General features: G+C 68.6%; 13 protein-coding genes and 1 pseudogene. 5 read left to right on the top strand and 9 right to left on the bottom strand.

All coding sequences use genetic code 11. From position 1 onward, the window contains the following. Positions 1–23 precede the first annotated feature (23 nt). Positions 24–491, bottom strand: coding sequence for a YiiD C-terminal domain-containing protein (locus ACX9OT_RS07605; protein ID WP_005407593.1), 468 nt, complete (start codon positions 489–491; stop codon positions 24–26). A gap of 35 nt (positions 492–526) precedes the next feature. Here ACX9OT_RS07605 and ACX9OT_RS07600 point away from each other — a divergent pair, with 35 nt between their 5' ends. The 3 genes from ACX9OT_RS07600 to ACX9OT_RS07590 all read left to right on the top strand — a co-directional run bounded on the left by ACX9OT_RS07600 (position 527) and on the right by ACX9OT_RS07590 (position 3,720). Next, positions 527–1,336, top strand: coding sequence for a uroporphyrinogen-III synthase (locus tag ACX9OT_RS07600; RefSeq protein ID WP_049462221.1), 810 nt, complete (start codon positions 527–529; stop codon positions 1,334–1,336). Positions 1,337–1,440: 104 nt separating this feature from the next. Beyond that, positions 1,441–2,418 carry a uroporphyrinogen-III C-methyltransferase gene (locus ACX9OT_RS07595; RefSeq protein ID WP_049462222.1) on the top strand — a complete coding sequence of 326 codons (978 nt, stop codon included), beginning with the start codon at positions 1,441–1,443 and terminating at the stop codon, positions 2,416–2,418. A 6-nt stretch (positions 2,419–2,424) separates the two neighbouring features. Then, positions 2,425–3,720 (top strand): heme biosynthesis HemY N-terminal domain-containing protein, encoded by a 1,296-nt coding sequence (locus ACX9OT_RS07590; protein ID WP_032130162.1) that lies wholly within the window; start codon positions 2,425–2,427, stop codon positions 3,718–3,720. Between the two features lie 221 nt (positions 3,721–3,941). Here the strand turns inward: ACX9OT_RS07590 and ACX9OT_RS07585 are convergent, their stop codons facing one another. Then, the gene (locus tag ACX9OT_RS07585; protein ID WP_099551602.1) at positions 3,942–5,237 is read right to left on the bottom strand and encodes an acetyl-CoA C-acetyltransferase; all 1,296 of its coding nucleotides are present in this window, start codon (positions 5,235–5,237) and stop codon (positions 3,942–3,944) included. 93 nt (positions 5,238–5,330) lie between these two features. On the opposite strand from ACX9OT_RS07585, the gene ACX9OT_RS07580 reads away from it, so the two are divergent. After that, on the top strand, positions 5,331–6,218 hold the full coding sequence (locus ACX9OT_RS07580; protein WP_032130160.1) for a hypothetical protein: 888 nt from the start codon (positions 5,331–5,333) through the stop codon (positions 6,216–6,218). A 118-nt stretch (positions 6,219–6,336) separates the two neighbouring features. Here the strand turns inward: ACX9OT_RS07580 and ACX9OT_RS07575 are convergent, their stop codons facing one another. From ACX9OT_RS07575 to ACX9OT_RS07560, 4 genes are all read right to left on the bottom strand, one after another. Then, positions 6,337–6,951 carry a superoxide dismutase family protein gene (locus ACX9OT_RS07575; protein ID WP_049462224.1) on the bottom strand — a complete coding sequence of 205 codons (615 nt, stop codon included), beginning with the start codon at positions 6,949–6,951 and terminating at the stop codon, positions 6,337–6,339. A 31-nt stretch (positions 6,952–6,982) separates the two neighbouring features. Next, a complete protein-coding gene (locus ACX9OT_RS07570) occupies positions 6,983–7,552 on the bottom strand; it encodes a superoxide dismutase family protein (protein ID WP_014035519.1) in 570 nt (189 codons plus the stop codon). Positions 7,553–7,645: 93 nt separating this feature from the next. After that, positions 7,646–9,094 (bottom strand): nitrogen regulation protein NR(I), encoded by a 1,449-nt coding sequence (ntrC, locus tag ACX9OT_RS07565; protein WP_049462225.1) that lies wholly within the window; start codon positions 9,092–9,094, stop codon positions 7,646–7,648. Then, positions 9,087–10,148 carry a two-component system sensor histidine kinase NtrB gene (locus ACX9OT_RS07560; protein ID WP_049462239.1) on the bottom strand — a complete coding sequence of 354 codons (1,062 nt, stop codon included), beginning with the start codon at positions 10,146–10,148 and terminating at the stop codon, positions 9,087–9,089. The genes ntrC and ACX9OT_RS07560 overlap by 8 nt, the downstream gene beginning before the upstream one ends. 169 nt (positions 10,149–10,317) lie before the next feature. Here ACX9OT_RS07560 and ACX9OT_RS07555 point away from each other — a divergent pair. Further along, positions 10,318–10,593 (top strand): annotated as a pseudogene (locus ACX9OT_RS07555) (HigA family addiction module antitoxin); the annotation flags it as partial. An 83-nt stretch (positions 10,594–10,676) separates the two neighbouring features. On the opposite strand, the gene ACX9OT_RS07550 reads toward ACX9OT_RS07555, so the two are convergent. The 3 genes from ACX9OT_RS07550 to ACX9OT_RS07540 form a co-directional block, all read right to left on the bottom strand. Continuing rightward, a complete protein-coding gene (locus ACX9OT_RS07550) occupies positions 10,677–10,970 on the bottom strand; it encodes a hypothetical protein (RefSeq protein WP_014035514.1) in 294 nt (97 codons plus the stop codon). 108 nt (positions 10,971–11,078) lie between these two features. Then, positions 11,079–12,245, bottom strand: coding sequence for a murein transglycosylase A (gene mltA, locus ACX9OT_RS07545; RefSeq protein ID WP_049462227.1), 1,167 nt, complete (start codon positions 12,243–12,245; stop codon positions 11,079–11,081). 65 nt (positions 12,246–12,310) lie between these two features. Further along, complete coding sequence (locus ACX9OT_RS07540) at positions 12,311–13,822, bottom strand: alpha/beta hydrolase (protein ID WP_049462228.1); 1,512 nt, start codon at positions 13,820–13,822, stop codon at positions 12,311–12,313. Between the last annotated feature and the right edge of the window lie 36 nt (positions 13,823–13,858).

Genomic DNA, 13,858 nt, shown 5'->3' with positions numbered 1-13,858 from the left:
CCCCAGAACGTCAGCCTGCCATCCTACCCTTTGGCGAAGGCAACGAAGCGACCGCTGAACTCGGCGGCGGGCTTGCCATCGGCACCGGGCTGGGTGGCGATGATGCTGATGCGGGCCTTGCGGCGCTGGCGGAAGGTGTTCAGGAAGGCATCCCAGCCAGTGGCCTCGGCCGCTTCGGCATGGGCGTGCAGGTCTTCGTAGACCGGTGCCAGGTAGCGCAGGTTGCTGTCGGCCACGTAGACCTCGGCATCGTGGCCGGCCAGGCGCAGGCGCAGGCTGACCAGCGCCCAGCCGGACAGGGTCAGCACCGAGGCCAGGCTGCCACCGAAGGCGTTGCCCTTGTCGTTGACGTTGGCGGCCAGCGGCGCGGTGATGCGCAGCACGCCATCGGCATAGCCGTCGAGCTGGATCTGCATGGCGCGGACCGCCGGCATGCAGTCAAGCACGTCCTGCAGGGCGGCCAGCGAGGAAGTCAGAGCATCAACGGACATCGGAGCAGGGACCACGACAACGAAGGGCCCGCATAATGCAGGCAATGGCCGACCATACGATACCCACTGGCGCCGCCGGTTCCGAGCCGGGCTGGACCTTCATTTCGCTGCGACCGCAGGGCCAGAATTCCGCGCTGCGCCGCGCCGTTGCTGGGCTGGGCGGGCATGTGCTGGCCCTGCCACCCTGGCGCCTGCAGCGCCTGAACGGCACGCCAGTGGTGCACCAGCTGCAACGCGCGCTGAACTGCGATCGGGTGGTGTTCACCAGCCCGGCCGCCGTTACCGCAGCCGCCACCCTGTTGCCACTGGCCGAGGCACAACGCAGCCCGTGGCTGACCGTGGGCGAAGGCACCGCGCGCGCGCTGCGGGCGCAGGGTGTCGCCGAGGTGCATGCGCCGCAGCGGATGGACAGCGAGGGCCTGCTGGCGCTGCCGGTACTGGCGGACGTACGCGGCCTGCGCATCGGGCTGGTGACCGCCCCCGGCGGGCGCGGCCTGATTGCTGCGCAACTGCAGGCGGCCGGCGGCAGCATCGAGCGCGCCGATGTCTATCAGCGTCGCCTGCTGCGCCTGTCGCCACGCACGCTGGCTCGATTGGCGCATTCAGCGTATCCGTGGGTGCTGGCGGTCAGCAGTGGTGAGGCGTTGCTGCATTTCTGGCAGCAGCTTCCGCCGGCATTGCAGCAACGCTGTCAGGCACATGCCACCGCCGTCGTGGCCAGCGAACGGCTGGGCGAACAGGCGCACGCATTGGGGCTGCAGCGCGTGGTGCGCGCGGCCGGGCCCACCACCGCGCAGCTGGTGGCGGCTGCACACGCCACGCTCACCGTCCCGGCAGCGAACTGAACAGGGACGTGGGTCACGCTTGCCGCTGTGGTCGGCAACAGTGATGCTGTGCACAACGCGGCCTGCCGGAACCTGACCGGCGACGGTGCCGACAAGGAAGCCCCATGAACGAGACTCCGCCCGTTTCCCCGCCCCGTCGACCCGTGCGCTGGCTGCTGCCGCTGGCCGGGGTGGTCGTGCTTGGCGTGGGCGGCTATGCCGGCTGGTACGTCTGGCAGCAGCAACAGCACGAACAGGAAGCCCAGGCGCAGACCACGGCCGTACAACTGCAGGGCCTGCAGGCGACGCTGGATGCATTGCGCCGCGACCAGCGCGCAACCAGCCAGCGCCTGCAGGATGCGGCGACCACCAACCGCGTGCTGCGCGACGAGATGCTGGGCCTTTCCCAGCGCAGTGCGCTGCTGGAAGAGAACCTGGCCAAGCTGGCCGACAGCGCCAACCAGGGCCGTCAGGCGGTACAGCGCGATGAGGCCGAACTGCTGCTGACCCAGGCGGCGCAACGCCTGAACTACGCCGACGACGTGGAAGGCGCACGCCGCCTGTATGCACAGGCCGCCACCGCGCTGGCCGATCTGCCCGACAGCGACGGCCTGAACCTGCGCCAGGCACTGGTACAGGAACGCGATGCACTGGATGCGCTGGGCACCGGCCCGCGCGTGCAATCGCTGCAACGCCTGGATGCCCTGGCCAAGGCCCTGCAGGGCCTGCCCTCGCAGGTGACGGGTGGCACCGCGCCCGGCGCCGGCAAGCCCTGGTGGCAGGCCACGCTGGCACCGTTCGTGGATATCACCCCTAGCCGCCAGAATGGCCCGCTGACCGCCGCCGAACGCCGCAATGCCGACGATGCGCTGCAGCTGGAACTGACCCTGGCGCGTGCCGCAATCGAACGTGGCGACCGCACCGGTCGCGATACCGCGTTGGCGCGCGTGGAACACTGGGCACAGCGGCGTTGGCCGGATTCACCGGCCCTGCGCGCGCAACGTGCTGAACTGAAGGCCTTGCGCGAGCTTCCGCTGCAGGCCAGCAACAGCGTTCTTGGCAGCACCCTGCAGCAACTGCGCACCCAGACCGACCGGAGGTAATCCCCCATGAAACCCCTGCAATCCCTGGTCGTGCTGTTGCTGGCCGTGGCCATCGGCGTGGTGGCCGCGCAATGGCTCGGCGCCGATGACCTCAACCGCTTCGGCGAAGTGACCCTGCGCTACGGCGGCTACGACTACCACAGCAACCTGCCCAAGGTGGCACTGCTGTCGGTGATCGCGGTGCTGGTGCTGTGGCTGCTGTGGAGCCTGATCGCAGCACCGTTCCGCGCCTGGGGCCGCTACCGCCGCAAGCAGGGCCGGGTGCGCCTGATCGACGGCCTGCAGGCCTATGAGCACGGTCAGTGGCAGCGTGCCGAAAAGCTGCTGGACGGTGCCGCCAAGGATCCGGAAGTGAGCGCGGTGGCGCTGGCCAACGCCGTGCGCAGTGCGCAGGCACGTGCCGACGGCCCCGCCGGTGAAGCCCTGCTGCAGCGCCTGGGCGAGAGCGATGCCACCCTGCAGGCGCTTCTGCGCGCCGAACAGCTGCTGGCGCGCGATCTGCCGGTGGATGCGATCAACGCGTTGGATGTGGCGACGATCCAGCCGCTGCCGCCGCGCGGCCTGTGGCTGCGTACCGAAGCGCTGGCACAGGCCGGCCGCGCCCACGAGGCGTATGGCCAGCTGGGTGCACTGCGCCAGAGCAAGGTGCTGCCGGCCGACGCCAACAGCGAACTGGAAGCACGCCTGGCCGCACAGGCGCTGCTGGAAGCAGCCGACGTCAATGCGCTGGCCGCGCAGTGGGAAGCCACGCCGAAGGCGCTGCGGCCAACCCCGGACGTGGTGGGTGCGTATGCCAGCCGTGCGGTTGCATTGAACTGGGACGAACCGGCGCTGCTGGCGTTGGAACAGGCACTGGACCAGCGTTGGGATGACGAACTGGTGGCGCTGTATGGCCGCCTGCCGGCCGAGCGCCTGGCCACGCGTCAGGCCAACCTCGCGCGCTGGCGCAACGTGCACGACAGCTCGGCTGCGCTGCGCCTGGCACAGGGCCGCGTGGCCCTGGCCCAGCAGCAGTGGGATGCCGCCGATGCGTTCCTGCACGAGGCCATCGCCGCGGGCGCCGGTGCCCCGGCGTGGGAGGCACTGGGTGAGCTGTTCGCACAGCGTGGCGAGCACGCGCTGGCCGCGCAGTGCCTGGCCAATGCGCTGCGACTGCAGCGTGGCGAGGACAGCGTGGAACTGGTGCGCGGCACCGAAGCGCCGCTGCGTGCCACGGTGGAGGAGCAGCCGGTTACGGTGCAGCCGCCGGTGTATGACGCCAACGAAGAGCGCGACGAATTCGGCAATCCACGGTTGCCGTGAAGCGTGCCGACCCACGGTCGGCACCCACTTGAGCAAGAAAAAACGCCGCCCGATGGGCGGCGTTTTCATCTATGGAACCCGGTAGTCGCCAACCTTGGTTGGCGCTCTGACATCTTCCGAACGATGACATCGCATGGCCGACCAAGGTCGGCATCTACCAAAGCAGATCCAGCGTGCATTCCCGGTAGTCGCCAACCTTGGTTGGCGCGCGGTCGCAACGATCAGCGCTCGACGATCGCCACTACGCCCATGCCGCCGGCGGTGCAGATCGACACCAGCGCGCGGCCACCGCCGCGTTCGGCCAGCTGCTTGGCTGCGGTGGCGATGACGCGTGCGCCAGTCGCCGCGAACGGGTGGCCAGTGGCCAGCGACGAGCCCAGCAAGTTGATCTTGTCCGGGTCGATGCGACCCAGCGGTGCATCCAGGCCCAGGCGATTGCGGCAGTAATCCTCGCTCTCCCACGCACGCAGGGTGCACAGCACCTGCGCGGCAAAAGCTTCGTGGATCTCGTAGATGTCGAAGTCCTGCAGGGTCAGGCCGTTGCGCTTGAGCATCTCCGGCACGGCCACGGTCGGCGCCATCAGCAGGCCTTCGCCATGCACGAAGTCCACCGCCGAGACGTGCGCGTCACGCAGATAGGCCTGCGGCTCATGGCCGTGGGCACGCGCCCACTCTTCGCTGGCCAGCAGCACGGCGGCGGCGCCGTCGGTCAGCGGCGTGGAGTTGGCGGCGGTGAGCGTGCCGCGGCCGGAAACCTTGTCGAACGCCGGCTTCAGCGTGGCCAGCTTCTCCAGCGAAGTATCCGGGCGCAGGATGTTGTCACGCTCGACACCACGGAACGGTGCGATCAGGTCGTTGAAGAAACCGCGCTCATAGGCGGCAGCCAGCTTCTTGTGCGACGACACCGCCCACTCGTCCTGCGAGTCACGCGAGATGTTCCATTCCTTGGCCATGTCCTCGCAGTGGTCGCCCATGCTCTTGCCGGTGCGCGGCTCGGCCACGCCCGGGAACTCGGGCTTGAGCTCGGAGAACTTGAAGCCAGCGGTCAGCGCGCGGATCTTGTCGCCAGTGCTCTTGGCACGGTTGGCGGCCAGCAGGCGCGCGCGCAGCTTCTTGCCGTAGACGATCGGCACGTCGGAGGTGGTATCCGAACCGCCACCGATACCCGATTCGATCTGGCCCAGCGCGATCTTGTTGGCAACCGTGATGATGCTGTCCAGCGAAGTGCCGCAGGCGCGCTGCAGGGTGATGCCCGGGGTCAAGGGCGACAGGCCGGAGGACAGCGTGGCTTCGCGGCCCAGGTTCCAGTCGCTGGAGTGCTTGATCACCGCACCCATCGCCACTTCACCCAGCTGCTGGCCATGCAGGCCGAAACGTTCAACCAGCGCGCCCAGCGTACGGACCGACATGCCGAGGTTGCCGACATCCGAATACGCGGTGTTCTGGCGGCAGAACGGAATGCGGACGCCACCGAGGATGGCGACGGGACGAGCGTTGGGCATGGAGATACCTGGCATGGATGAGGGTGTCTGCAACATGGCCTGCACGACGGAGCAGGCATAATGGAGCCAAGTGTAGCTGCCGCCCTGTGATGGGCCAACCGTGGAACCATGAGCAAACCCGACCCCGCGATGAATGCCCTTGGCGTGCTGGCCCTGGAACTGGCCGGCGGCGAAATCCCCCGCCAGGCGGTGCTCAGCGCCGAACAGGCCGGTGAACTGGCCGATCGCGTCGGCCGCGACCTGTCCAAGCTGGTGCCGCAGGTGGCCGAGCTGGACCTGGTGTTCGCCGCCGCCCATTTCGACCCGGCCGAAGTACTGCGTCCGGGCTGGCCGATCCATCGCCGCCTGGAAGAACTGCAGATGCGTGCGCCGGGCCGTAACCAGGGCCCGCGCCTGCTGGCCTTCGGTACCGACGCCACTGGTGATGTGCCGCTGCCGTTCCAGGCCGATGCCAGCCTGGTGGGCGGTGGCCTGCGCGTGGTGCCGTTCCTGCTGACCGGCAGCGACGTGGCGACGACCAATGCAGTGGCCGAGGCGCTGGAAGACACGCTGCTGGCCAACGGCATGGCGCATGCCGACACCGCGTTGATGGCGCAGAACACCTTCGGTGCCCGCATCGAGCATGCGCGCTATTTCACCGTGAATGATCTGGCCGCGATGATGTCGATGCAGTACGACAACCAGGGCCTGGCCGCGCTGTGGCCGCTGATCGAGACCGCGATCATGGCGCCGGGCGAGGACGAGTGGCTCAATGCCGCGCCGGAGCCGCTGCTGCGCTATACCCATGGCGAGGCACGCATGGCGCTGTTCGATCCGGCCGGCTGGTGCGCGCACTACAACCACGGCAAGAACGACTGCGACCGCCTGAAGGGCATCTACGAGCAGTTCCTGATGCGCCAGCGGCAGATGGCCGCGGTGCTGGAAGCGCACGGCGTGCCGGTGCTGTTCGTGCACTGCGAGGCCGGTCAGGACGCGCGCGAGTTGCTGGCGCGCTGATGCGGGTGTTGGTAGTGCCGGCCGCTGGCCGGCGACCTCCGGATCTGCGATTGCCGGCCAGCGGCCGGCACTACCGATAAAGAAAAAACGCCGGCTTGCGCCGGCGTTTTCTGATGGCTTACTGCGCCTTCTGGATCACTGCGCAGGCCAGGCGCGCACCGGCGTTGCCGGTCGGCTGGGTCTTGTAGTCATCCGCATCGGCATGGACGATCAGGCCGCGGCCGATGATGTCGAAGTCATCGCCCTTGCCGATGTTGACGTTGCTCGACACCGGGCCGTCGATGGTGGCCACGCCCTTGTCGTCGGCCTTGATGTTGGGCATGTCGCCACCGTGGTGCGGATCGGCGGACACGCTGCCGTGATCCTGCTTGCCCGGGTTGAAGTGGCCACCGGCGCTCATGCCGTCCGGCGCGCTGCAGTCGCCCTTCTCGTGGATGTGGAAGCCGTGCTCGCTGCCCGGCTTCAGGCCGCTGATCTGGCCGGTCACGTGGACCTTGCCGTCAACCACCTTGAAGGTGACGCTGCCCTTGGTCTCATTGCCCTGGGTCGGCGCCAGCTCGGCCGTGGCCGAGGCATCGGCAGCCGGTGCAGGTGCTGCGGCCGGTTCGGCGGTGGCGCCGTCGGCCGGAGCGGCCGGCGCGGTTTCAGCCTGCGGCGCGGCCGGCTGCTGGTTGCAGGCCGCCAGGCCCAGTGCAGCAATGGCTGCGAACAGCGAAGTGTGGATCAAACGCATGGAATCTCTCCCTGGATGATGCCTGCAGTGATCAGCGGACAACCCGGATCACGCCACAGGCGATGCGGACGCCGGCATTGCCGGCGGGCTGGCTGCGATAGTCGTCGGCGTTGGCATGCACGACCAGTGCACGTCCGGCGATATCGGTGGCGGCGCCTCCGCCAAGGGTAACGCCCTTGAGGTGGATATCGACGTTGGCGCGGCCCTGGGCGTCGGCACGCAGATTGTCCATGTCGCCCAGGTGGTGCTTGCCGGTGCCGGCGCGGCCATGCGCAGCGCCACCGGGATTGAAGTGATTGCCGGCACTGCTGGCATCCACCGCGCTGCAGTCACCGCGCTCGTGGATGTGGAAACCGGCCTGCTGCATCGGCTGCAGGCCACCGATCAGCCCGGTGATGTGGATGCCACCGGGCTCCACCATCAGCGCGATGCGGCCACTGACGATGCTGGCCGAGGCCGGCGACAGATTGGCCTCGGCCTGCTTGGCGGCGCTGACCACGGTCGGCGGTGGCGGGGTGGGTTCGGCCTTCTTCGGTGCGCTGCCACAGGCAGACAGCAGCACGGCGGCGGACAACGGCAGGATGGCAAAGGACAGACGCATCGAAGACTCCTTGCAGGTGACACTACGGACGGCATCGTCCATGAACGATCAACGGTTCGGCAAGCGGGCGCGAGGATCGCGTGCAGGGACCGTTCAATGGCCCCCGCGACGGCGCCCGGCGCCCAGCTTGCGGGTAAGGGTATTGCGGCCAAGGCCCAGGCGGGCCGCGGCTTCGGCACGGCGGCCATGGGTGATCTGCAGCGCGGCCTCCAGCAGGGCATGGTCGACCCGCTCACGCACCTGCGCGTGCAGCCCTTCCACGCCTTCGGCCAGCTGACGGCGTGCCCATTCGGCCAGCAGCGCCTCCCACTGCCCCGGATCGGCGTTGGTGGTGCTGCTGCGACGACCGCGCGTACGGTTGAGCGCGGTATCGACGTCGGCCACGCCAATGGTGTCAGCGGCGGCCAGCGCCGCCATCCGCCAGCACACGTTTTCCAGTTCGCGCACGTTGCCCGGCCAGTCGTGTTCGCGCAGCGCCTGCAGTGCGGCAGCGGTCAGGCGCTTCGGCGGCGTATCCAGCTTGCGTGCGGCGGCGCCCAGGAACGTACTTGCCAGTTGTGCGATGTCCTCGCGACGCTCGCGCAGCGGCGGCAGCTGCAGGCGCACCACGTCCAGGCGATGCAGCAGATCGGCACGGAACTTCCCCTGCGCGACCAGTCCTTCCAGATCCTGGTGGGTGGCGGCAATCACCCGCACGTCGACGCGGATCAACTCGCGGCCACCGACGCGGAAGAACTCGCCCTGTGCCAGCACGCGCAGCAGGCGGGTCTGCAGCGGCAACGGCATGTCGCCGATCTCATCCAGGAACAGGGTGCCGCCGTTGGCCTGCTCGAAGCGACCGATATGGCGGCGCTGGGCACCGGTGAAGGCGCCGGCTTCGTGGCCGAACAACTCGCTTTCCAGCAGCTCGGACGGGATTGCAGCAGTATTGAGCGCGACGAACGGCCCCTGCGCGCGCGGCGATTCGCGATGCAGCGCATTGGCCACCAGCTCCTTGCCGGTGCCGGTTTCGCCGGTGATCAGCACCGCCAGCGGCGCCTGCGCCAGGCGGCCGATGGCACGGAACAGCGCGCGCATCGGCGGGGTATCGCCCACCAGTTGCGGTGGCTGGTCGCCATGCGCTTCCGCCGCAGGTGTGGGCGCCGCCAGTGCCGGTGCAACGGCCGGCAGCACACGCTGCGCCAGCGCCACGGCGTCGTCCAGATCGAACGGCTTGGACAGGAATTCATGCGCGCCACCGCGGAACGCACCGGCCGTGCTGGCCACGTCGGTGTAGGCCGACATCACCACCACCGGCAGCTGCGGCAGCGCGGCCTTGAGCTTGTCCAACAGCACCAGGCCATCGTCACCCGGCATGCGCACATCGGTGAACAGCAGCGCCGGCGGCGGGCCTTCGCTCAACGCCTGCAGGGCGGGGGCGGCGCTGTCGAAATCGACGACCTGGTAGCCCGCCTCGCGCAGCGCGGTGCACAGCACGAAACGCACGGCCCGATCGTCATCGACCACCCAGATGCGCTGCGGGGACGAAGAGGACTCAGACATCGCGTGGGGCCTCCTCGGCCGGGGCGGCGCCGTTGCCGATCGGCAGCAGCAGGGTGAACACGGTATGGCCCGGGCGCGAGCGGTAGGTCAGTGTGCCGCGATGTTCGCGTGCGACCTGCTGGGCCAGCGCCAGGCCCAAGCCAGTGCCTTCGGCTCGGCCACTGACCAGGGGCAGGAACAGGTGCTCGGCCAGTTCCTCGGGCACGCCACGGCCGTCGTCGGCGATCTCCAGGCGCAGCGCCAGCGTGTGCAGCTGCTCGGCGATGCGCACGCCATGCTCCACGCGGGTGCGCAGGGTGATGTTGCCGGCACCGGCCTGGATCGCGTTGCGCACCAGGTTCCACACCGCCTGGGTGAGGCGGTCGGCGTCGCCGTGGAATTCGGGAATGCTGGGGTCGTAGTCGCGCTGCAGGCGTACCGCCCAGCCGGCCTCGTTCTCGGCCAGGCGCAGCACGCGCTCCAGCGCGGCATGGATGTTCAGTTCGGCATGCGGTGCGGCCGGGGCCGGCGACAGCAGCTGGTCGAGCAGGCCGTTGAGGCGCTCGATCTCGGACCCGATCAATTCGATCAGCTCACGTTCGCTGGCATCGCGCTGGGCCGCGCGGCGGGCCAGCAGCTGGGCCGCGCCCTTCAGCCCGGCCAGTGGGTTGCGCAACTCGTGGGCCAGTCCCTTCAGCGCCGCACTGAGCGCACTGGGCAGGGCCTGGGTCGGGTCGAGCCCGGGGAATTCATCGACCGGATGCGCCTCCAGCAGCCAACCGCCATCGTCGCGGCGGCTCATCCAGCCCTCGGCGAAGCGCGGGGCCTCGCCGGGCACCGCCAGCGCCAACCGGTTCAGGCGCAGGCTGTCGCGCTCATCGCGAGCCAGGAAATGGGCCAGTGCTTCGCCCTGCACTTCCAGTGCGGCCAGCGGCCGCCCCAGCAGGCGCCGGACGCTGACGCCCAGCCAGCGGGCGAAGGCCGGGTTGCAGCCGGCAATGCAGCCATCGGCCCCGGCCCAGGCCAACGGCGTGCCCAGGGCATCGAGGGACGGCGGGGGTGCGAGGTCGGACATTGCACCAATGTAGTGCAAAACGCGGGTCCGGGGTCGGATCCCTTTCCGTCAGGAAAGGGCCCTGACCCCTCAGGCCGAATGCGTCGTACGTGGTCGCATAACCCAATTTCCGCAGGCACACGGGATTGCCACACTGCTCCCAGCGTCAATCTTCTGAGCGATCCACCCCATGCGAACCGCCCCCTACCCCGCTCCCGGCGAGATCCTGTTGCATGAATTCCTGGAGCCTCTGGGCATCACCCAATACCGGCTGGCCAAGGCAATTGGCGTCTCACAACGCCGTATCGGCGAGATTGTCTCCGGTGATCGCGCAGTCACTGCGGACACCGGGCTGCGCCTGTCCCGCTACTTCGGCGTTTCCGACAAGTTCTGGATCGGCCTGCAGGCCGACTTCGATGCCGCGATGACCAAGGAAAAGCTGGCCGACGTGCTTGCCCGGATCGAACCCTACAACGCGGCTGCCCGAGCCTTGGCCCGGGGGCAGAGCCCTTTCCCTGCGGAAAGGGACCCGAGCCCGGGCGGGCAGCGTTACACCGGGTAGCCGGTGGCTTCCCGGGCCTTCTTCCAGGCGCTTTCGAATTCGCGCGCGCTGATCTCGTCGTCTTCGTCGAAATCCAGGAACGACACCGGCTGGTCGGCCAGCAGGAAGCGGTCATCGCTGTGGGCATGCTCGTCGGCCCAGACCATCTTGGTGCCGTAGATCTCCACCTGGCGCACGATCTTCTCGCCACGGGCTTCCATCAGCACGTTGCCCTTGCCCAGGCCCGATTCGGCCCAGTGCTTGTAGTACTTCTTTGCGTTGTTGTTCTTGATGTTCTTCATTGCAGGGGTCCTGGCCGCAGGCGCGGCCGGAGAGTTCGGAATGGCGCCATTATCAGGCATCCGGGGTCAGAACCCTTTCCTGCGGAAAGGGATCCGACCCCTGCCGGTTCAGTTCGGCAGCGCCACGCCCTTCGGCCACAGCATCCAGATGTTGCCCTTCTGCTTCATGTCGCCGGCCAGCTTGCCGGCGGCATCGCCACTGCCCCAGTACAGGTCCGCGCGCACTTCGCCGGCAATGGCGCCGCCGGTGTCCTGCGCGGCCACCGGGCGCACCACCGGGGTGCCGTCCGGGCGCGTGGTGGACAGCCACAGCAGGCTACCCAGCGGCACCACGGTGCGATCCACTGCGACGCTGTAGCCGGCGGTGAGCGGCACGTTCAGTGAACCACGCGGGCCTTCCGGGCTGTCCGGGTTGCGCACGAAGAACACGTAGCTGGGGTTGCTGCGCAGCAGTTCCGGCACGCGCGCGGGATTGGCCCGGGCCCAGGCGCGGATCGCATCCATGGTGACGTCTTCCTTCTTCAGCTGGCCCTGGTCGACCAGCCAGCGACCGATCGCGCGGTAGGGGTGGCCGTTCTGCTCGGCGTAGGCCAGCCGCACCTGCTTGCCATCGGCCAGGCGCACCCGGCCGGAGCCTTGGATCTGCAGCAGCTGCAGGTCCATCGGGTCGGTCAGCCAGGCCAGCACCGGGGCGTTGGCGCCCTTGGACGCGATGGTGCCGGCGTCGTCATAGGGCTTGAGCACCTTGCCCTCGACGCGCCCGCGCAGGCGCTTGCCCTTCAGTTCCGGGTAGAGGCTGTCCAGCTGCACCACCACCAGATCATCGGGCGTGCCGTACACCGGTACGGTGGCAGCAGCCGTGCGGGTGAGGCTGCCGGGGTAGATCGGCTCGTAGTAGCCGGTAATCAGCCCGTCGGCCTGGTGGCCGCCGGCACGCAATGCATAGACATCCAGATCGCGCTGCAGGAACTGGCGGATCGCCGCGGGGTCCTTGTCCGAAACCGTCGCGGCGGTGGCGCAGGGTTTGGCCCAGACCGCATCGTTCTTCAGGCGGGTGCAGCTGCTGCGCCAGGCGACGAAACCGGCCTGCAGGTCGCTGTCGGAGACCGGTGGCAGTGCACTCCATGCGGCCTTGGCATAGGTGGCCGCGGGCGGCGTGACCGGCGTCGGCACTGCGGTTCCGGTGCGGGGAGCGGTGGTGGAGCAGCCGGCGAGCACGGCCAGCGCAACAAGGCCCAGGCTCGTGCGGTTCAGGGGGGCAATGATGTCTTTCATTGCCCCAATGTAGAGGAAACAGCACGGTGCCGGACGCGCCGGGTGCCCGGCACCACGCTCTCCCTTCAGCGTCCGCCACTGCCCAGCAGGCCACTGTTGCTGGTGGCGAACACCGGCGGCGGTACGTCCAGCTCGGCATCGTTCACGATGCGACCGGCCAGGAAGTCGACGATGCTGCGGGCAATGGCAGGATTGCCGGTCCACAGCTCGTGGTGATGGCTGGCGTTGCGCACCAGCAGCGAGCGGCCATGGCTGAAGCCTGGACGCAGCGCATCTGCATTGGCCGGTGGCGTGCGCCCATCCAGCGTGCCGCTGATGAACAGCACCGGCACGTCGCTGCGCAGCGGCCCGCGGAAGGATTCGCCCAGATCGGCCAGGCCCAGGCCGTTGCCGATGGCGGGGAACGGGAAGTTCAGGGCGTCGCCGAACAGGCTTTCGCGTGCCTGCGCCTCCACCCGCGCCAGGCGCTGCGGGCTCTGCCCGGAAGCAACGTCCATGGCCAGCCCCATCGCCGGGTACTGGGCGAACTGTGCGCGCACGATCAGCACCAGATCGGCCAGCGGGTCGTAGTTGCCGCGCTCGGCCTCGCGGAGTATCAACGGCAGCCACTGCTGGGTATGCCGCTGGCCAAGAGTATTGGCAATCAGGATCTGCGCATCGAATTCACCGATGGTCACCTGGCGACCGTCATGCATGCGGCTGCGACCCTGTCGCGGCTGCTCACGCAATGCCTGCAGCACGCGCTTTGCCGATCCGGCCAGATCATCGAAGCCGTCCCTGCGGGCCAGTGGCGTCAGTTCCTGTAGCAGCGCATCGCTGCTGAGCGGCAGCTTCAGTGTGTCATCGGGGCCTTCGGTGCCCATCAGCACGACGCGTTCCAGATCTTTGCCGTGCAGGCGCACCGTCGCAAGCGCCAGGTGGGTGCCGTAGCTCATGCCCCACAAGCTGATCCTGGGCACACCCAGTGCGCGCCGCAGATCATCCAGGTCATCGGCACTCTCGGCGGTCGTATAGGCGCCCAGATCGACGCCAGCCTGACGCCAGAATTCCACGCACTTGGCAGCCGTCGCCTGCAATGCGGCCAGGGCCGCATCGCGCTGCAGTGGTTGGCCATCGTCGAAGCGGGTTTCATGCGGACACTCCGGCGGTGGTTCAGACAGACCGGCACCTCGCTGGTCGAGCAGCAGCACGTCGGCTTCGCGTCGGACCTGGTCGAACACCGGCCAGCGCGGGCCGCGCGCGGTATCGATGCCGGAACCACCCGGGCCACCGGCCAGATAAACCACGGGGGCGCTGCGGCCATTGCCACCGGTTGCACGCAGGCGTACCACCTTCAGCCCCATGCGCGGTCCGTCTGGCTCGCTGTGTCGGCGCGGCACCTCCAGCACGGCGATCTCTGCAGGGATGGCGCCATGTGCTTTGGTCTGCAGCGTGTACGGCTCGAACACCAATGCCCTAGGCGTGGCCTGCGCCGGCATGGCCGCAGCGAGCGCCAGACAGAACGTGGCCACCGTGGCGACCAGGGCAGAGCGACGAGGATGGAGACTGCTGGACGATGTGCAGGCGTTGCGGCTCATGGTGGACTCCAAAGGAGGGACGTGCGCGGTCAGCAT

It is taken from the genome of Stenotrophomonas genospecies 3 (assembly GCF_054473855.1).
Note: the sequence above shows the minus strand (reverse complement) of the source record. Positions and strands in the feature narration are given on the sequence as shown.

Coding starts and splice junctions, on each gene's coding strand:
- ACX9OT_RS07605 (WP_005407593.1), bottom strand. CDS start 491: ATGTCCGTTGATGCTCTGACTTCCTCGCTGGCCGCCCTGCAGGACGTG.
- ACX9OT_RS07600 (WP_049462221.1), top strand. CDS start 527: ATGCAGGCAATGGCCGACCATACGATACCCACTGGCGCCGCCGGTTCC.
- ACX9OT_RS07595 (WP_049462222.1), top strand. CDS start 1,441: ATGAACGAGACTCCGCCCGTTTCCCCGCCCCGTCGACCCGTGCGCTGG.
- ACX9OT_RS07590 (WP_032130162.1), top strand. CDS start 2,425: ATGAAACCCCTGCAATCCCTGGTCGTGCTGTTGCTGGCCGTGGCCATC.
- ACX9OT_RS07585 (WP_099551602.1), bottom strand. CDS start 5,237: ATGCCAGGTATCTCCATGCCCAACGCTCGTCCCGTCGCCATCCTCGGT.
- ACX9OT_RS07580 (WP_032130160.1), top strand. CDS start 5,331: ATGAGCAAACCCGACCCCGCGATGAATGCCCTTGGCGTGCTGGCCCTG.
- ACX9OT_RS07575 (WP_049462224.1), bottom strand. CDS start 6,951: ATGCGTTTGATCCACACTTCGCTGTTCGCAGCCATTGCTGCACTGGGC.
- ACX9OT_RS07570 (WP_014035519.1), bottom strand. CDS start 7,552: ATGCGTCTGTCCTTTGCCATCCTGCCGTTGTCCGCCGCCGTGCTGCTG.
- ntrC (WP_049462225.1), bottom strand. CDS start 9,094: ATGTCTGAGTCCTCTTCGTCCCCGCAGCGCATCTGGGTGGTCGATGAC.
- ACX9OT_RS07560 (WP_049462239.1), bottom strand. CDS start 10,148: ATGTCCGACCTCGCACCCCCGCCGTCCCTCGATGCCCTGGGCACGCCG.
- ACX9OT_RS07550 (WP_014035514.1), bottom strand. CDS start 10,970: ATGAAGAACATCAAGAACAACAACGCAAAGAAGTACTACAAGCACTGG.
- mltA (WP_049462227.1), bottom strand. CDS start 12,245: ATGAAAGACATCATTGCCCCCCTGAACCGCACGAGCCTGGGCCTTGTT.
- ACX9OT_RS07540 (WP_049462228.1), bottom strand. CDS start 13,822: ATGAGCCGCAACGCCTGCACATCGTCCAGCAGTCTCCATCCTCGTCGC.